The 17,145-nt window shown below is 66.3% G+C and carries 15 protein-coding genes; 7 read left to right on the top strand and 8 right to left on the bottom strand.

What is annotated here, in order from left to right; genetic code table 11:
- On the bottom strand, positions 1-1,641 hold a 1,641-nt coding region (locus tag TX76_RS17585; protein WP_049901856.1), incomplete at its 3' end, for a hypothetical protein.
- A gap of 371 nt (positions 1,642-2,012) precedes the next feature.
- On the opposite strand from TX76_RS17585, the gene TX76_RS09220 reads away from it, so the two are divergent.
- Together TX76_RS09220 and TX76_RS09215 are read left to right on the top strand one after the other, a co-directional pair.
- The gene (locus TX76_RS09220; protein ID WP_049901853.1) at positions 2,013-3,452 is read left to right on the top strand and encodes an aryl-sulfate sulfotransferase; all 1,440 of its coding nucleotides are present in this window, start codon (positions 2,013-2,015) and stop codon (positions 3,450-3,452) included.
- Positions 3,453-3,520: 68 nt separating this feature from the next.
- Positions 3,521-3,778, top strand: coding sequence for a glutathione S-transferase N-terminal domain-containing protein (locus TX76_RS09215; protein WP_049901851.1), 258 nt, complete (start codon positions 3,521-3,523; stop codon positions 3,776-3,778).
- A 321-nt stretch (positions 3,779-4,099) separates the two neighbouring features.
- Here the strand turns inward: TX76_RS09215 and TX76_RS09210 are convergent, their stop codons facing one another.
- Positions 4,100-5,032 (bottom strand): branched-chain amino acid transaminase, encoded by a 933-nt coding sequence (locus tag TX76_RS09210; protein WP_049901848.1) that lies wholly within the window; start codon positions 5,030-5,032, stop codon positions 4,100-4,102.
- Positions 5,033-5,170: 138 nt separating this feature from the next.
- Here TX76_RS09210 and arcD point away from each other — a divergent pair, with 138 nt between their 5' ends.
- Complete coding sequence (gene arcD / locus TX76_RS09205; protein ID WP_049901846.1) at positions 5,171-6,613, top strand: arginine/ornithine antiporter ArcD; 1,443 nt, start codon at positions 5,171-5,173, stop codon at positions 6,611-6,613.
- Positions 6,614-6,707: 94 nt separating this feature from the next.
- Positions 6,708-7,565 carry a sulfite exporter TauE/SafE family protein gene (locus TX76_RS09200; RefSeq protein WP_049901844.1) on the top strand — a complete coding sequence of 286 codons (858 nt, stop codon included), beginning with the start codon at positions 6,708-6,710 and terminating at the stop codon, positions 7,563-7,565.
- Between the two features lie 9 nt (positions 7,566-7,574).
- On the opposite strand, the gene ribB is transcribed toward TX76_RS09200, so the two are convergent.
- Positions 7,575-8,249, bottom strand: a complete 675-nt coding sequence (gene ribB, locus TX76_RS09195) for a 3,4-dihydroxy-2-butanone-4-phosphate synthase (RefSeq protein ID WP_049901892.1) — start codon at positions 8,247-8,249, stop codon at positions 7,575-7,577.
- A gap of 29 nt (positions 8,250-8,278) precedes the next feature.
- The gene (locus TX76_RS09190) at positions 8,279-8,983 is read right to left on the bottom strand and encodes a DUF120 domain-containing protein (RefSeq protein WP_049901841.1); all 705 of its coding nucleotides are present in this window, start codon (positions 8,981-8,983) and stop codon (positions 8,279-8,281) included.
- A 204-nt stretch (positions 8,984-9,187) separates the two neighbouring features.
- Here TX76_RS09190 and argS point away from each other — a divergent pair, with 204 nt between their 5' ends.
- The gene (gene argS, locus TX76_RS09185; protein WP_049901839.1) at positions 9,188-10,933 is read left to right on the top strand and encodes an arginine--tRNA ligase; all 1,746 of its coding nucleotides are present in this window, start codon (positions 9,188-9,190) and stop codon (positions 10,931-10,933) included.
- A 90-nt stretch (positions 10,934-11,023) separates the two neighbouring features.
- On the opposite strand, the gene TX76_RS09180 is transcribed toward argS, so the two are convergent.
- On the bottom strand, positions 11,024-11,644 hold the full coding sequence (locus TX76_RS09180; protein ID WP_049901889.1) for a DsbA family oxidoreductase: 621 nt from the start codon (positions 11,642-11,644) through the stop codon (positions 11,024-11,026).
- A gap of 112 nt (positions 11,645-11,756) precedes the next feature.
- Between TX76_RS09180 and prf1 the strand changes: the two genes are divergently transcribed.
- On the top strand, positions 11,757-13,001 hold the full coding sequence (gene prf1, locus TX76_RS09175; protein WP_049901837.1) for a peptide chain release factor aRF-1: 1,245 nt from the start codon (positions 11,757-11,759) through the stop codon (positions 12,999-13,001).
- A gap of 110 nt (positions 13,002-13,111) precedes the next feature.
- The gene (locus TX76_RS09170; protein WP_049901836.1) at positions 13,112-14,098 is read left to right on the top strand and encodes a TackOD1 domain-containing metal-binding protein; all 987 of its coding nucleotides are present in this window, start codon (positions 13,112-13,114) and stop codon (positions 14,096-14,098) included.
- Positions 14,099-14,136: 38 nt separating this feature from the next.
- Here TX76_RS09170 and TX76_RS09165 read toward each other — a convergent pair whose 3' ends face one another.
- The 3 genes from TX76_RS09165 to TX76_RS09155 form a co-directional block, all read right to left on the bottom strand.
- Positions 14,137-14,544, bottom strand: coding sequence for a DUF6276 family protein (locus TX76_RS09165; protein WP_049901834.1), 408 nt, complete (start codon positions 14,542-14,544; stop codon positions 14,137-14,139).
- 368 nt (positions 14,545-14,912) lie between these two features.
- Positions 14,913-15,617, bottom strand: a complete 705-nt coding sequence (locus TX76_RS09160) for a V-type ATP synthase subunit D (RefSeq protein WP_049901831.1) — start codon at positions 15,615-15,617, stop codon at positions 14,913-14,915.
- Positions 15,618-15,643: 26 nt separating this feature from the next.
- A complete protein-coding gene (locus tag TX76_RS09155) occupies positions 15,644-17,140 on the bottom strand; it encodes a V-type ATP synthase subunit B (protein ID WP_049901829.1) in 1,497 nt (498 codons plus the stop codon).
- Positions 17,141-17,145: the final 5 nt, after the last annotated feature.

Here is a 17,145-nt window from a genome sequence, read left to right as displayed (position 1 = left end):
CGTTGGCGTTGCAGTTGGCGTCGGCGTTGCAGTTGGCGTCGGCGTTACGGTTGGCGTCGGCGTTGGCGTTGCAGTTGGCGTCGGCGTTGCAGTTGGCGTCGGCGTCGCGGTCGGCGTTGCAGTTGGCGTCGGCGTCGCGGTCGGCGTTGCGGTTGGCGTCTCCGTCGGCGCGCCCTGTGGCACCTGAGTCTTTTGCGTAGTCGTCTCGGTCGGCGTTGCGGTTGGCGTCTCGGTCGGCGTACCCTGTGACACCTGAGTCTTCTGCGTGGTCGTCGCGGTCGGTGCATCAGTCGGCGGTGCGTCGGTTGGCGGCGCGTCGGTTGGCGTACCCTGTGACACCTGAGTCTTCTGCGTGGTCGTCTCAGTCGGCGTCGCGGTTGGCTTCTCGGTCGGCGTTGCAGTCGGCGCACCCTGCGGTGCCTGAGTCTTCTGTGTGGTCGTCGCGGTCGGCGTTTCCTGCGGTTTTCGGGTTTTGGTTTCAGTCTCGGTCGTCGTTTCGGTCGGCGTCGCGCCAGCCGGCGGTTTCTCGGTGGATTCGACCGCAGCCTTGTCCGGCTTCATCGTATCGGTTGGCGTGTCGGTCGCCGTGTCCGTTGGCGCTTCCTCGTCGACCGTCTTGCACGGCCCGACATCCGCTTCGGGCAGAGTGACGTGCAGGGTGTACGGCCCGCCGGGCGCGAACGTCTCGGTATCCGAGTCGATGAACTCCTGTTCGGACTCGGTTTCGGGGCTCCAGAACCGGCCCGGCTTCTCGTAGCTCGCGAGCGTGAGTTCGACCGGCTCGGAACCCTCCCTGATCGAGAACGTGATCTCCGCGGTGCCGTCCTCGACGGTGATGGCCCGGCTCTCGACGGCACGCCGGAGGCTCTCGTTGGTCGTGAACTCCCCGTCCGAGGAGCGGACGAGTGGCTCCTCGGTGCTGCCGTGGGCGAACCGGATCAGGTCGTCCGGCGTGTAGGTGCCCTCCGGCCCACGGAGGTTTTCGATCGGCTCGCCGGCCACGAAGTCGAGCTGGTAGAACACCGTCTCCGGTCGGCACCGCTCCGGGGTCGACTCGGTGGCGGAATCGGACGAGTCGGCGGAAGCGGATGAGCCCGCAGAACCGGCCGAATCAGCGGAGTAATCGGCATCGTTCCCCGAAGCGGGATCGGTATCGTCCGCCGAGTCCTCGGCGTCGGCGGCACCGTCCTCGTTCTCGTCGGTCGTGCTTCCGTCCCCTGTCTCGTCGTCCGGATTCATGTCGTCGAGGTGGTGCTCGACACGGTCTTCGACCTGGTCCGAACTGGAGCGGCCGTCGGTCGCCATGGCGACCGTGACGGTGTTCTCCTCGACGGCGAGGAAGTCGATCGAGCTGACGTTCGTCGCCCGATCCTCGTACATTCCCGTCAGCGAGCGCCCGAGGGTCTCCCGATCGAGGTCACCATCGACGGCGACGTCGAGGTAGACGACACCCTCGGCCGTCTGGTTGCGAGCGGAGACGTCGTCGACGGTCATCGAGTCGTCCGGCTGTGATCCCGCACTGCTCTCGGCGGGCGCGTCGGCGTTGCCTGCCAGCGGTAGCACTCCCGTCCCGACGACCGCGACCGCCATCCCCACCACCAGAGCAGCGAGGGCCACGATCACGAGGTGGCGTCGTTTCATCGCCGTCCACCTCGCACGCTGGTCCCGTTTCGACGGCGTTTCCCGGGGACGGCTGTGCGACTGGAGGCGCACAGTCTTCGACCCCCGGAGGCTGTCGAACCATCGGTCGCCAACCGTGGGGCCGCCCGTCCCGCCGTCACCGCCGTTCGACCGTCGATGTGAGCCATGGGTTTCTATTGCTGGAGAATAATATAAGATTACTTACTAGTTTTCGCCCGTACTCTGAACAATCATTTTCCCGTGGGCGAACACCCGCGGCGTGAGCGAATGCCCACAGCGTGGAAGACCGACAGAGAGCGGAACGATGACTCGTCGGAAAGAGGAGTGAAACCGATCGCAAACGATACAGTCGCCCGGCGGTGTGGGGCGGCATGGACCTCCCGCCGCGACGCTGGCTCCTCCGGGGCGTTCTCGGCATCGTGGTGGGATCGCTCGTGGTCGCCGCAGCCGTCTCGGCGGTCGCCTACGAGCCGCCGTCGCTTGGTCCCGGAACGGTCGAGCAACCGGCGAACGGATCGACGGTCGTCAGCGTCCAGGGGTTTCACTTCGAGGGCGTCGGCAACGCGAAGAAGCCGGCACGGCTGGTTGCGGCCGGACCGCGTGCCGCAACCGAGTGGGTCTCCGACGGCTCGAAGCGCAACGCACGGTGGTTCTACGACGTCGATCCGCTCGCCAACGGGAACCTACTGGTGACCTCGACGGTGCCCGGCGACACGGTGGTGTTCGAGCTCGATCCCGGGACTCAGAGGCGGGTCTGGACCGAGCGCTTCGACGCCGAGGACACCCACGATGTCGACCTCGTGAACGGCGATCAGCTCCTCGTCGCCAACATGCGCGAGTACAACGGGAGTTCGGGCGTGAGCAACGATCGACTGTTCGTCTACGATCGGGGCGAAGACGAGATCGTCTGGGAGTGGCAGTTCAGGGAGCACTTCCCGAACGGGACCGACGGCGGTTTCTCGGCGGACTGGTCGCACGTCAACGACGTCGACAAGATCGGCGAGGGGCGGTATCTCGCCTCGCCCCGGAACTTCGATCAGGTGATCGTGGTCGACCGCTCGACCGGAGAGATCACGATGCGACTCGGGCGGGACGGCCAGTTGGGAACGCTGTTCGAACAGCACAACCCCGACTACCTCGAAAGCGAGAACGGCACCCCCACGATCCTGGTGGCCGACTCGGAGAACGACCGGATCGTGGAGTACGCACGGGTCGGAGAGTCGGGGAACGGGAGCGAGTGGGAGCGAACGTGGGAGCTGTCGGGCGGGTTCAACTGGCCGCGCGACGCCGACCGGCTGCCGAACGGCAACACGCTCGTCACGGACTCGCTCAACCACCGCGTGATCGAGGTCACACCGACGGGTGACGTGGTCTGGGAGTACTACGCGCCGTGGGCACCCTACGACGCGGAGCGGCTCAGCGCGACCGGAGCGGACGATGCGAACGGCTCGAACCCGGCGAACGCCTCGGTCGGCGGTTCGCACGGCCCGACGATGACCGACCTGAACGCCACCGGGAGCTACGAGGTCTCGGGCGGTGCCGGGGAGGGAGTGACCGACGGCGTCCAGTTTTCGACGTGGGTCGCGTCGGTGGCGGCGGGGACGCCGATCGGGACGACGGTCGAATCAGTCGCCGAACGGTACGCCCACGTCACGCCGTTCGTCCGGCCGGTGTGGCTGTCGAGCTGGTCGTTCGCCGCCCTCCTCGGCGCGGTGCTCGTCGGACTCCCGTGGGCGCTCGGCGAGGGGCTCTACCACCGCGAGCGAATCCGCCACGCGGCCGGACGCGCCCGATCGCGGCTGTCACGGTGAGCGTGGCTGGGCGGGCGGGGCGCACACCACCGGAGGCCTCTTGAATCCACGTCGCCTATCTACTGTTGATGTCGAACCTCGAACTCTACGAGCTGGAAGGCTGTCCGTACTGTGCGAAGGTGAAGGACAAGCTCGCCGATCTCGATCTCGAATACGACTCGCACATGGTGCCGAGCTCTCACAGCGAGCGCACCGAAGTCGAGGAGGTCAGCGGTCAGACCGGCGTGCCAGTCCTGGTCGACCACGAGCACGGCGTCGACGGAATGGCCGAATCCGACGACATCGTCGCCTACCTCGACGAGACCTACGGTCAGAGCGCGGCGTAGACCGTCCATTTCGGTTTTCGTCGTTCGTCACCGCACCGCCGATAGCGGTGGGGCTGCGGGCCTGGCGGATGAAGGGCGAGCGACCGGAGGGGAGCGAGGGCTTCGGCGGTGCTGTGCGGTTGCGGAAAGCGCTGGCGACCTACCGCGAGCGAACGAAGTGAGCGAGCGGGAGTTTTTGGTCCAGATTTTTACGAGGAGAGGTGCCCGCAGCGCAAGCGAAGCGAGCACGAGGACACCCGACGTGGTTCGAAAGACGCCTCCGGCGTCTTTCGTCATGCCGAGACGGCTTCGCCGTCTCGTAGCAAAGTAAAAAGGTGGGTTCTAGATGTACGTGAACCACTCGTCGTGGTCGTCGGTCCGGCGCTCGACCACCTCGAAGAAGCGCGACTGGAGCTCCTCGGTGACGGGGCCGCGCTCACCAGCGCCGATCGTGACGTCGTCGACGGTCTTGATGGGAGTGACTTCGGCCGCCGAGCCGGTGAAGAACAGCTCGTCGGCGGTGTAGAGTTCGCCACGGCTGATCGCCGACTCCTCGTGAACCTCGTAGCCCGCCTCCTCGGCGAGTTCGATCACGGTCTGGCGGGTGATCCCATCCAGAATCGACTCGGCGAGACCGGGCGTGTAGATCGTGTCGTCGCGAACGAGAAAGAGGTTCTCGCCGGGACCCTCGGCGACGTTGCCCTCCTTGTTCAGCACGATCGCCTCGACGTAGCCGTTTCTGCGGGCCTCCTCACCGGCGAGCATCGAATTGACGTACAGGCCCGTCGTTTTGGCGTTCGTCGGGATCTGACTGGAGGCGTGTTTGCGCCAGGACGAAACCATCACGTCGACACCGTTTTCGAGCGCCTCCTCGCCGAGATATGCGCCCCACGGCCAGCACGCGATCGTGACCCGGGTGGGACAGTCCTGGGGACTCACGCCGAGCGTGTTGTACCCGTAGAACGCGATCGGACGGATGTAACACGACTGGAGGTCCTGGCGCTCGATGAGTTCGTGGGTGGCGTCGGTGAGTTCTTCTCGGGAGAACTCGATGTCCATGTCGTAGGGCTTCGCGGAGTCGTAAAACCGATCGAGGTGTTCGTTCCACCGGAAGATCGCCGGCCCGCGCTCGGTGTCGTAACACCGGACGCCCTCGAACACGCCCGAGCCGTAGTGGAGGCCGTGGGTCAGCACGTGGATCTGGGCGTCGTCCCAGTCGACGAACTCGCCGTCCATCCAGATCGTGTCGACGTCCATGTCGTCGAAGCCGCTCATACTCGAAGGATCGATCGGCCACATCTTAAAACCACGAGTGACGGTTCGGGCAACGCTTGCCGGTCCACGGCGCACCAAAAATTCCCTACAATAATTTGATCGAGCGTCTTAATTACCTTCGAGAATTACTGGCTGTCGATGAGTGATTTCGCACCGCTCGAGTACGGGGAGATCGAGCCGTCGCGACGGCCGAGTCTCGCCGAGGCGCTCGTGCCGGTCGCCGCGGTCGTTCTCGCCCTCGGGATCGGGTCGGGCTATCTCGGCCTCGCGCCACACGGACCGCTGCTCTGGGCCATCGCCTTTACGGGACTGTTCGCCAGGTATCGGCTGGGCTACGACTGGGACGGCGTCTACGACGCCGCTGCGAGCGGCCTCCGGATGGGACTGCAAGCGATCCTGATCCTGTTCGTGATCTACGGGCTCATCGCGACGTGGACGAGCGCCGGAACGATTCCGGGGTTGATGTACTACGGGCTCGGCCTGCTCTCGCCGACGGTCTTTCTTCCTGTAGCAGCGGTCCTCGCCGCGGTCGTGGCCTTCGCGGTCGGCTCCTCGTGGACCACTGTGGGAACGCTCGGGGTGGCCTTTCTCGGAATCGGCGAAGGACTCGGCGTTCCCGCACCGATGACCGCGGGTGCGATCGTGTCGGGTGCGTACGCCGGCGACAAGCAGAGCCCGCTCTCTGACACCACGAACCTCGCGGCGGCGGTCACCGACACCGACCTCTACGAGCACATCACCGCGATGCGGCTCGGCACGCTCGTCGCGTTCGGCCTCTCGGTGCTCGCGTACGCTGCACTCGGCGTGGTCGCCGTCACGGGCGCGGGAGCGGACGTCGCCGCGATCAGCGATCCGCTCGCCGCGACGTACGCGCTCGGCCCGCTCGTCTTCCTCCCACTACTGGTCACGTTCGGGCTCGCGATCGCGGGCTATCCGGCGCTCCCGGCGCTGGTGGCGGGTGTCTTCGCCGGTGCGCTCACCACGACCGTCGCCCAGGGCGCGTCGTTCACCCGTGCGTGGGAGGTGTTCCTGAACGGCACCGCCCCGGAGACGGGGAGCGAGGTCGTGAACGGGCTGCTCGCGACCGGCGGGATCGCCGGCTCGGCGTGGACCATCGCGGTCGTCGTCGCCGCGCTCTCGCTCGGCGGCCTGCTCGAACGCACGGGGATTCTCGCAACGCTCGCCCACCATCTCGCGGCGGCGATCCGGTCGCCGAGTTCGCTCGTCGCGGGCACCGGCGTCGCCGCGATGGCGACGAACGCGTTCTCGGCCCAGCAGTACATGAGCATCGTGGTGCCGGGGATGAGCCTCCGGAGCCTCTACGACGAGTACGACCTCGAAACGACCGACCTCTCGCGCGCGGTCGAGGCCGCCGGCACGCCCTCCGGTCCCCTGTTCCCGTGGCACGCCGGTGCGGTCTACATGGCGGGCGTGCTCGGCTTCGCGACCTCGTGGACGTTCGTCCCGTACTACTTCTTCGGCTTTCTCTCGCCGCTCGCGCTGTTCGTGATGGCGTACACGGGCCACGGCGTGAGTCAGTCGAGTGCGAGAGCCGACGCCACAGCGCCCGCCGACGACTAGTCGGCGAGCACGACGAACCGGAGTCCACCCGTGCGGGTGCTGTCGACGTATCGGCGACAACGCTATTGCGCCGAGCCATCGTAGGCGAACGCGAATGCTCCACACGGAGGCGCTGGGGTTGCTCGTCGGAGCCGTCGCGCTCGGGTTCGTCCACGGTATCGAACCCGGCCACGGCTGGCCGGTCGCTGCCGCGTACGCACTCGACCAGACGAACAAGTGGGTGTCCGGCTTCGCGGCGAGTCTGCTCCTCGGTGTCGGGCATCTCATCAGCAGTCTGGCGATGGTTGCCGTGTTCTTCTATGCGAAGTCGTATTTCAGCCTCACCCAGGTGAACGAGCCGATCCCGATCGATCTGTTCTCGACGACCATCCGCATCGGCGGACCAGTGAGCCTCGTCGCCGGCGTTTTACTCGTCCTTCTCGGGCTCCGCGAATACTACGGCGGCCATTCTCACGGAACGAGTGGCTCTCACGACCATGGGGATCGGACGCATGATTCTCACACGCACGAGCACGACGGAGGGGCACACCGTCACGACGGCCACTCGCATCCCCAGGGTGATCGGGCGGAATCGAACGACGGGCTGTTCGCTCGGATCAAAGGGGCGCTTCCGTTCGTCGGCGGCGGTTCACACGAGCACTCCCACGACGACTTCGACGAGGCTGCCGAGCGTGATCTGTTCGGGATCGCGTGGTTCGCGTTCGTCCTCGGCTTCGCCCACGAGGAGGAGTTCGAGATCATCGCGCTGTGTACCGGATCGAACCACTGTCTCGAACTGATGAGTGCGTACGCGATCACCGTCGTCGTCGGCATCGTCGGATTGACGATGCTGTTGGTCGCTGGCTACCACAGCTACGAGGAGAGAGTCGAACAATACACGCCGTATCTGCCCGTGTTCTCGGCGGTCGTGCTCGTCCTCATGGGACTCGGGTTCATCACGGGCCTGTTCTGATTAGGGAGGCTACTGACCGAGACGCTCGACGAGCGCCGCCCCCTCGACGTAGACGAGGCCGTGGTGATCGGCGTACGCCGCGGCGTCCGCCGGCGCGAGCGCCCCGCCCCCGTCGTCGAGCATCTCACAGACCACGGCCGCAGGCGGGCAGTCGGCGGCCGCCGCGAGCGCGAGTGCGAGTTCGGTGTGGCCACGGCGGTCGGCGAGCAGCCCTGGCGCACCACGGAGGAGGTGGACGTGGCCGGGCACGCGAAACGCCGCCGCGAAGTCGGTTTCTTCAGGTGCGGCGGCCGCCCGGCCGAGAGCGGTGATCGTCAGCGCCCGATCGTCGTCGGTGATCCCCGTGTAGGTGTCGCGGTGGTTCACCGTGAGCGAGAACGATGAGCGATCGCCGTAGGCCAGCTCGTCGCCGTCGGCCGCCGGGTGATCGACGATCTCCCGCGTTAACGGGAGATCGAACGCGCTCGCCACGCCATCCGAAAGCGTGACGCAGACGAGGCCGCCGGCGTCGTTGCGGAGCCGGGCGACCGCGTCGGACGTGACTGCGCCGGCGGGGTAGATCAGGTCGGTCTCGCCCTCGCGGTCGGCAGCGTCGTGGACGAGGACGGGGTCGCCGCGGGCGAACGCGGCGATCGCGCGTTCCGCGGGGCCCTCGGATTCGGCTGAGTCGGCCGTCTCGTCCACGTTGGCGGCGCTCTCGGTCGTCCACGAGGTCACGCTTTGCCCTCGATCCGGACGGTCACGCGATCGCCGTCGTCGAGTTCGAGTTCCTCACGGAGCTTGTCGGGGGCGATCACCTCCAGTTGATCGTCGTCGTGGTGGGTGCGCTCGGGCGCAATGGCGTGGACGGAGTCGTACGCCCCGTCCGCAGTCTCGACGGTCGCCGGATAGCAGACGGCGGGGCCGTAGGTGCGCTCGTCGTCCTCCCAGCCGTCGATCTCTACCGGCTGGATCCCGGCGAGCGCCGTCCGCGATCGGATGCTCTCGTCGGTGAGATCGACGTTCAGCGTCCCGGGAAACGGCTCGTAACCGAGTCGCTCCACGAACTGTTCGGCGTATCCGGGCAGCGTGATGTAGTGGCGACCCTCGCCCATCCCTCCCGTGACGCTCCCCACGAGTTCGACCGCGAGGTCCTCCTCGAAGATGCGGCGGTAGGCGGCGTACGCCTCGCGGAGCTCGCGCTCACCCGCCGGCGTGACCGCGACCCACTGGCCGTCGCCGACGGTCTCGCGCGTGAGGAGGTCGGCGTCGTCGAGGCGCTGGAGCCGGCGGGAGGCGGTCTGGTTCGAGGCGTCGAGAGCGGTCGCGAGGTTCGCACACGAGACCTTGATCTCGCCGTCGAGCGCGCCGCGGAGCGCGAGCAGCTTCAGCGCCGCGCGCTCGTCGTTCCCGACCGCACGCTCGGTTGCCGTCGACATACTTCAGGGTCAGGGCCCGTCCCGCATAAGCGTACCGAACGCGTTACGCGTCACGAAATCGTTACGGTGTGGAGCCGGCGGAGAAGCGAGTGTATCGAGAGATCGAGCGTGCGGTGGGTAAACCCGTCGGCTCGAAGCCGACGGTATCGGGCTCGGGCTGTACGAACCCAACAGTCCTATGTCGGCCGCCGGAAAACGGCGAGTATGTTCCTCTCACTTCGCGACGACGTCGCCGCGGCGCTCTCCGACGCGCTCTCGGCGCTCGACGTGTCGACTGCTGACCTCGGCATCGAGGACCCACCCGAGAACGTCGACGCCGCGCTCGCCTCCAGTGTGGCCTTCCGCCTGGCCGCCGAGCGCGGCGCACCCCCGCCCCAGATAGCCGAGGAGGTCGCCGACGCGCTCGACACGACGGGCTACGACTATCTCGATCGGGTCTCTCTCGCGGGGCCGTACGTCAACTTCCACCCCACCGAAGCCTACTACGACGACACGCTCGCGGCCGCCGGTGAGGAGGGGTACGGCCGACTCGATCCGAAGGACGAATCGGTCGTGGTCGAACACACCAGCGCGAACCCGACTGGCCCCGTGCACGTCGGCCGGGCACGCAACCCCATCATCGGCGACGCGATCGCGAACGTCCTCGATTTCGCTGGCTACGACGTCACCCGCCACTACTACGTCAACGACGCCGGCCGCCAGATGGCAGTGTTCACGTGGGCCTACGAGACGTTCGACGAGGCCGATCTTCCCGAACCGGAGCGCCCTCGTGCGGACTACGACCTCGTGCGCTACTACCGGAAGGGCAACGAATTCCTCGAAAGCGCTCCGGAGGCGGAGCGCGAGGCTGCCGAGGACGAGATCCGGGCCATCCTCCAAGGATTGGAAGACGGCGACGAGACGACCTTCGAGCGGGTGAACGAGGTCGTCGAGCCGATGCTTGACGGGATGAGTGCGTCGCTCGAACGCCTGCCCGTGACGTACGACGAGTTCGTCCGCGAGACGCGGTTCATGCGCGACGGCTCGATGGACGAGATCGTCGACCGGCTCCAGGACACCGAGAACGCGGTCTACGAGGAGGATGCGTGGCAGCTCGACCTCCCGAACTTCGAGAAGAAGCTCGTCTTCCTCCGTTCCGATGGAACGAGCCTCTACACCACCCGCGATCTCGCCCACCACGAGTGGAAGTTCGCGAACTTCGATCGCGCGGTCACGGTGCTCGGCGAGGACCACAAGCTCCAGGCCGAGCAGCTCCGGGGGGCGCTCGACCTGCTCGGCAACGACACCGATCAGCTCGAATCCGTGTACTACTCGTGGGTCAACCTTCCGGAGGGCGGCATGAGCACCCGCGCGGGCACCGGCGTCGACCTCGACGACCTGCTCGACGAGTCGATCGACCGCGCGCGCGAGGAGGTCGAATCCCGGCTCGAAAGTCGGATTCGCGACGACGACCTCACCGAGGACGACGTCGAACGGATCGCCCGTCAAGTGGGGCTCGGCGCGGTCCGATACGACATCGTCTCCAAGCAGCCCACGAAGGCGATCACCTTCGAGTGGGATCGCGCGCTGGACTTCGAGGCCCAGTCGGCCCCCTACGTCCAGTACGTCCACGCCCGGACGTGTGGAATTTTGGACGAGGCCGAGGGGGTTCCGGCTCTCGATGGCGTGGATGCGAGCACGCTCACGACGCCCGAAGAGCGCGCGCTACTCGATGTGATCGCGCGATTCCCGGCGGTCGTCGAGAACGCGGCCGACGAACTCGCCCCGCACGTGATCGCCACCTACACCAGGAAGTTCGCCGAGCAGTTCAACGCCTTCTACCGCGAGTGTCCCGTGCTCGACGCGGAGGGCGAAACCCGCACAGCGCGGCTCGCGCTCGTCGCCGCCGCCAGGACGACGGTGGCGAACGCGCTCGCGCTCCTCGGGGTGGCTGCACCCGAGTCGATGTGAACTCCCGAAGGACGAGTCAGCGCGAACGACCTCGTTGATCCATTCGAGAAGGCCGAGCGCTCGTCCGGCCCCGTGTAACGCCTCGACGAGCTACGACTCCGACACGAACCGTTCGATCTCTTCGGGAGAGAGGACGCCCGTCGTCGTCCGGCCGTCGACAATGAACGTCGGGACATCGGTGACGCCGTCACGTCGCGCTTTCTCGAACCGCTCGAAAAGCTGGCTGCGACGTTCGTCGTCCGCGATGGTGTCGTGGATCTCGTCGCGGTCCACGCCAGCACCCGCTGCGATTTCGGCCAGAACTCCGTCGTCGCTGATGTCGCGGCCGTCCTCCCACAGAGCGTCGAATATCGCGGCGTTGACCTCGGCCCACTGGTTGGGATACTCGTTCCTGACGTACCTTGAGACCACTTGTGCGTTGAGGGAATCTACTTTGGGAACCTCGTCGAGAGAAAGCATCTCGTTTGCATCGAACTTCGTTCGCAGTTGTCCGATGCGCTGTTCGACCTCGGACGGATACCCGATATCGGCCTCGTCGTCGATCTCCCCATCCGGCCCGCGTTTCCCGTTCCGGAGATCGAACGGTCGCCAATCGACGGCGAGCGCGTCGTCCCGCGTCCGTCGATACTGTTCGAGAGATCGATGGGTGAGATAACAGAACGGACAACTGTAGTCCGCGTACTCGACGAGAGTGCTCTCGGGTTCGTTCATGGATACAGGGTTGTCGCCGAACCAGTAGAGCGTTCGCACCACGATCGACGGATAGCGGCGGACTGACCGATTGCCAAAGGGTACTTACCCCGGAAGGCGGTATTATCACGCAATGAGTGCCCAGGAAGCCGAACAGTCCGACCGGAAGAAGTACGAGTTCCGGAAGGTCATCGAGGATCTGAAGGAGTACGAGGGATCAGGAACGCAGCTCGTCTCCATCTACGTCACGCCGGGCGAGATGATCAGCGACATCGTCGCGCACGTCAACGAGGAGTACTCCGAGGCGTCGAACATCAAGTCGAAACAGACCCGGACCAACGTCCAGGACGCGCTGAAGTCGATCAAGGACCGCCTCCGGTACTACGACACCCCACCCGAGAACGGGATGGCGGTGTTCAGCGGCGCGATCGACACCGGTGGTGGCCGGACCGACATGGTCACCCGAGTGCTGGAGGATCCGCCACAACCCATCCAGTCCTCGCTGTACCGGTGTTCCTCGGAGTTCGTGACCGAGCCTCTGGAACAGATGTTCGCCGATCAGGGACTGTTCGGACTGGTCGTCCTCGATCGGCGCGAGGCGAACGTGGGCTGGCTGCGGGGCAAGCGGGTCGAACCCGTCAAGTCCGCATCGTCGCTGGTCCCCGGCAAGCAGCGAAAGGGTGGCCAGTCCGCCCAGCGGTTCGCCCGCCTGCGACTGGAGGCGATCGACAACTTCTACCAGGAGGTCGCGGGGATGGCGAACGACCTGATGGTGCCCGAGCGCCACGAGATCGACGGCGTCCTGGTGGGTGGGCCCTCACCGACGAAGGACGAGTTCCTCGACGGCGATTACCTCCACCACGAGCTGGGCGAGAAGGTGATCGGGAAGTTCGACGTGGCGTACACCGACGAGTCGGGCCTCTCGGATCTCGTGGATTCGGCGGGCGACGCGCTCGCCGACCAGGCGGTGATGCAGGACAAAGCCGAGATGGAGGAGTTCTTTTCCGAACTCCACGGCGGCGACCTCGCGACCTACGGGTTCGGGCCCACGAGGGAGAACCTCGTGCTCGGGTCGGTCGACCGGCTGCTCATCTCCGAGGAACTCCGCGACGACGTCGTGACCTACGAGTGTCCGGACGGCCACACCGAGCGCGAGCTCGTCGATCGACGGAGCGACACGCCGGAGCACGCGTGCGACGAGTGTGGAGCCGAGGCGGAGGCGATCGAGCGCGAGGACGCGATCGAACACCTGATGACGATCGCCGACAACCGCGGCACGGAAACCAAGTTCATCTCCGAGGACTTCGAGAAGGGCGAGCAGCTCCTGAACGCGTTCGGCGGGATCGCCGGAATACTCCGATACTCGACAGGTGTCTGACGCAGTTCGTCCGAAACCGGACGCCGGCAGTCGGTTCGGCCCGTTGAAACCGTCGGCAGGGCGAAGCAAACTATATAACCGCCCGCGTGGAGGGAGTACGTAACGAACCCATGGTTTCGCCCGGCAAACTCACCGCTCTCACGGCGCTCGCTGACGGTTCGACCCCGGAGTACGAACCCACGATCGACCCCGATACCGGTGCGGTCAGCTATCCGGAGGCGGCCCGGGAGCTCCACGAGGAGGACCCGACCGCCTTCGAGGCGCTCGAATCGCTGGCCAACCGCGACATCCTCGGCAAGACCTTCGAGGAGAAGGTGTACGTCTGTCCCGGCTGCGGCGCGGAGGGGATGCAGTACACCTCGGCGTGTCCGGGCTGTGGCTCCGCCTACACGATCGAGACGGAGCTGTTCGAGCATCTGGAGTGTGGCCACATCGCGCCGCGGACGGAGTTCGAGGCGAGTGCGGGCGGGTTCGTCTGTCCCGGTTGCGAGGCAACGCTCGACGACTCGCTCGAAAACGTCGAGCGCGGCACCCGCCACGTCTGCCAGGACTGTGACTCGTACTTCGAGCAGCCCGAGCACGGCCTCCGGTGTCGGGAGTGTACGGACATCTACGTGCCGAGCGAGGGCAGAGAGCGCGTGCTGTGTCGGTACAGCCTCACCGACACCGGTCGACGGTGGGTCGAAACCCAGCTCGCGGCCCGCGAGTCGCTGGTCGAGATGTTGACCGAACGCGGGTTCGACGCGACCGCGAACATCACGGTCCAGGGCGATTCCGGCACCGAGCATCCGGTCCACGTCTTCGCCGAGGACGAACTCCTCGACAGCCGGATCGTGGCGGCGGTCCACGAGCGCCCCGATCAGAGGGACGCTGCCGAACTCCGCGACGTCGCAAGCGATCTCGACGCACGGCCCGTGATGATCACCACGCTCGGCTCGGTCGCGACGTCGGTGGCCTCCCTCGCCGAGCGCGACGACCTCCGTATCCTGAGTGCGGGGACCGACGGGAGCCTCGAACGCGAGTACGAGGTGACCGACGATCCGCGCACGACCCAGTCGCTCGTCCAGCGGATCGCCTCGGCCGTCAAGCAGCCCTGATTCGGTCCGGGTTCCGATCAGCGCTCGCTACGCCCACTTCACTCGCGGACGCTTTCGAGCTGTCGACGACGACGATCGAGGTCCACCCCCGGATCGAGGTCGGGATCGGCGGCGAGACGATCGAGAACCAGTAGTGGGTCCGCACCGGCGCGCTCGACCCGTTCGAGCAGCGCTTCGGCCTCAGATCGATAGACCGCGAGCGAGTCGAGCAACCCGACCGCGAGCGCCATCGGCACCGCTGCCTCGTTCGTCGGGAAGTCGGGACTCACGGCAGTGAAATCGGCCTCCGAGTTCGTGCCGGCTTCCGAGTCCGCTGTCGGAGCCGGATGGAGCGCGAGGCAGTGCGTACACAGCGCGACCCCCGTTTCGTCGCCAGGCACGAACTCGCGGCAGTCGTCGGGGACCGCGAACGCGACGACCTCGCTGTTGCAGTCGGGACAGTCCATGCATGAGAAAGGACGGCGATAGTGAAAAAGTCGGCCAGTGATGGCGGTGTGGTTGCGGTCGCGAAAAGTGCCAGCAATCCCACCGCGAGCGAGGCGAAGCCGAGCGAGCGGGTGTTTTTCGTCCACCGGAAGACTCGCTTCGCTCGCCTTCCGAGCCTCCGTTCGCTTCGCTCACGGAGACAGGGTTTTGCGAGTCGAGCGAGACGGCGGAGCCGTCTCGCTGACCATGCGAACGGGCCATGCGCGGCGCTACGCGCCGCGAGTTCGAGGCGGCGAAGCCGCCTCGCGCCGCCCGTGAGAAGTGAGTGGTGCCCGCAGCGCGCCTCCGGCGCGCGAGGACATCCGACGAAGTAAAAAAGTGGAGGTGGTCAGTCAGAGGTCACCGCGACTTCGCCCTCGGGCCGTTCGTTGGCTTCGGTTTCGGCCGTCTCGCGGGCCTCGCGCTCGTCTTCCTCCTTCTTGTCTTTGATCTTCTTCATCCGGAAGATCTCCTCGCGCTCCTGCTCTTCGAGCTTCTGCTCGATGTACTCCTGGTTCTCCTTGAGTTCGGGCAGGAGCTTGAACTCGAGGGCGTTGACCCGGCGCTTGGTGGTCTCGATCTCGTGGAGCATCTTCTTCATCGCGGTCTCGACCTCGGCCGCGAGGATGATCGACTCGATCAGGTCCTCGTAGGCGTCGGCGGCCTCGTCGATCCGGGCACTCGTGCCCATCACGCCGTAGCCGCGCTCTCCGAGGTCCTTCTTGACCTTCGAGGACTCGATCTGCGGGACGACCACGCCCATGATGTTGTGCGACTGGAGCGTGATCTCGGGGTGGGTTTCGAGCGCCGCCGCCGCCCCGCGAACTTCGAGGTCGCCGTCCATCGCGCGCGCGATGTCGATGGCCTCCTGGGCGTCCTCGTAGTCCTCCGAGAGGCCCGAACGCACGTCCTGGGCCTGGTCGAGGATGTCCATGAACTCCATGATCAGCCCGTCGCGTTTCTGTTCGAGCGTGTCGTGACCGCGCTCGGAGAGCTCGATGCGGTCCTCGATCGCCATCAGGTTCTTCCGCGTGGGCTTGACGTCGGTGGCCATTTCGTTCTCTTAACGGGGCGAGGCTCTTAAGCCTCGGCCTCCGCGGTCTGCTCCTCGCTCTCTTCGTCCGCCGCGCTTTCGTCGCCGGCCTCGGTCGCGACGTCCTCGCGGTAGTGCTCCTCGATGAGGTCCTCGTCGATCCGGTTGAGCTCCGTCTTGGGCAGGGTCGATAGCAGCTCCCAGCCGATGTCGAGGGTCTCCTCGATCTCGCGGTTGGTGTCGAAGCCCTGGTCGACGAACTCGTTCTCGAACCGGTCGGCGAGGTCGAGGTACAGGTTGTCCCGCTCGGAGAGCGCCTCCCGACCCACGATGTTCACGAGATCCCGCAGGTCCTCACCCTCCGCGTAGGCCGCGTAGAGCTGGTCCGAAACGTCGCCGTGGTCCGCTCGCGTGAGGCCCTCACCGATCCCGTCGTCCATCAGCCGCGAGAGGCTGGGGAGGACGTTGACCGGCGGCTGCACACCCTGACTGTTGAGGTCCCGATCCATCATGATCTGGCCCTCGGTGATGTAGCCGGTCAGGTCGGGGATCGGGTGGGTGTCGTCGTCGCCCGGCATCGTCAGGATCGGGATCTGGGTCACCGACCCCTCGCGGCCCTTGATCCGGCCCGCGCGCTCGTAGAGCTGGGCGAGGTCGGTGTACATGTACCCGGGATACCCACGCCGGCCGGGCACCTCCTCGCGCGCCGCGCCGATCTGGCGCAGCGCCTCACAGTAGTTGGTCATGTCGGTGAGGATCACCAGCACGTGATACCCCTTCTCGAACGCGAGGTACTCCGCCGTGGTGAGCGCGAGTCGCGGGGTGATCTGGCGTTCGACCGCCGGGTCGTCGGCGAGGTTCGCAAAGACCACCGAGCGTTCGAGCGCGCCCGTGCGCTCGAAGTCCGCGAGGAACTCGTTCGACTCCTCGGCGGTGATCCCCATCGCCGCGAACACCACCGCGAACTCCGAGCCCTCGTCCGACGCGGTCTCGACGTCGGTGTCGTCGGCTTCGTCGCCGGCGTCTGCCTCCTCCTCGGGCACCGACGCCTGGCGCGCGATCTGGAGCGCGAGGTCGTTGTGTGGCAGCCCCGACCCGGAGAAGATCGGGAGCTTCTGACCTCGCACGAGCGTGTTCATCCCGTCGATCGCCGACACGCCAGTCTGGATGAACTCCTCGGGGTACTCCCGCGCCGTGGGGTTGATCGCCGCGCCCACGATGTCCTGACGCTCGTCGGGCACGATCTCGGGACCGTCGTCGATCGGGCGGCCCGAGCCGTCCAGGACTCTGCCGAGGAGGTCCTCGGTGACGGGCATCTTCATCGTCTCGCCGAGGAACCGGACCGAGGCATCACGATTGATGCTGCCGGTCCCCTCGAACACCTGGATCGAGGCGAACTCCTCGCTCGACTCGAGCACCTGGCCGCGCTTCTGGTCGCCGTTCGGCAGTTCGATCTCGACGATCTCGTCGTACCCCACCGGTTCGTCGATCTCGACGAACACCAGCGGCCCGCTGATCTCCTCGATCGTTTGATATTCTTTCATGGCTG

Origin of the sequence: Halococcus agarilyticus (assembly GCF_000334895.1) — an archaeon.
In the GTDB taxonomy this organism is placed as follows: domain Archaea; phylum Halobacteriota; class Halobacteria; order Halobacteriales; family Halococcaceae; genus Halococcus; species Halococcus agarilyticus.
The sequence above is the reverse complement of the archived record's forward strand: the minus strand, read 5'-3'. Positions and strand labels throughout refer to the sequence as shown.

Bases quoted from the DNA above. Each gene is read 5' to 3' on its own strand.
- TX76_RS09220 (WP_049901853.1), top strand. From the start codon at position 2,013: ATGGACCTCCCGCCGCGACGCTGGCTCCTCCGGGGCGTTCTCGGCATC.
- TX76_RS09215 (WP_049901851.1), top strand. From the start codon at position 3,521: ATGTCGAACCTCGAACTCTACGAGCTGGAAGGCTGTCCGTACTGTGCG.
- TX76_RS09210 (WP_049901848.1), bottom strand. From the start codon at position 5,032: ATGAGCGGCTTCGACGACATGGACGTCGACACGATCTGGATGGACGGC.
- arcD (WP_049901846.1), top strand. From the start codon at position 5,171: ATGAGTGATTTCGCACCGCTCGAGTACGGGGAGATCGAGCCGTCGCGA.
- TX76_RS09200 (WP_049901844.1), top strand. From the start codon at position 6,708: ATGCTCCACACGGAGGCGCTGGGGTTGCTCGTCGGAGCCGTCGCGCTC.
- TX76_RS09190 (WP_049901841.1), bottom strand. From the start codon at position 8,983: ATGTCGACGGCAACCGAGCGTGCGGTCGGGAACGACGAGCGCGCGGCG.
- argS (WP_049901839.1), top strand. From the start codon at position 9,188: ATGTTCCTCTCACTTCGCGACGACGTCGCCGCGGCGCTCTCCGACGCG.
- TX76_RS09180 (WP_049901889.1), bottom strand. From the start codon at position 11,644: ATGAACGAACCCGAGAGCACTCTCGTCGAGTACGCGGACTACAGTTGT.
- prf1 (WP_049901837.1), top strand. From the start codon at position 11,757: ATGAGTGCCCAGGAAGCCGAACAGTCCGACCGGAAGAAGTACGAGTTC.
- TX76_RS09170 (WP_049901836.1), top strand. From the start codon at position 13,112: ATGGTTTCGCCCGGCAAACTCACCGCTCTCACGGCGCTCGCTGACGGT.
- TX76_RS09165 (WP_049901834.1), bottom strand. From the start codon at position 14,544: ATGGACTGTCCCGACTGCAACAGCGAGGTCGTCGCGTTCGCGGTCCCC.
- TX76_RS09160 (WP_049901831.1), bottom strand. From the start codon at position 15,617: ATGGCCACCGACGTCAAGCCCACGCGGAAGAACCTGATGGCGATCGAG.
- TX76_RS09155 (WP_049901829.1), bottom strand. From the start codon at position 17,140: ATGAAAGAATATCAAACGATCGAGGAGATCAGCGGGCCGCTGGTGTTC.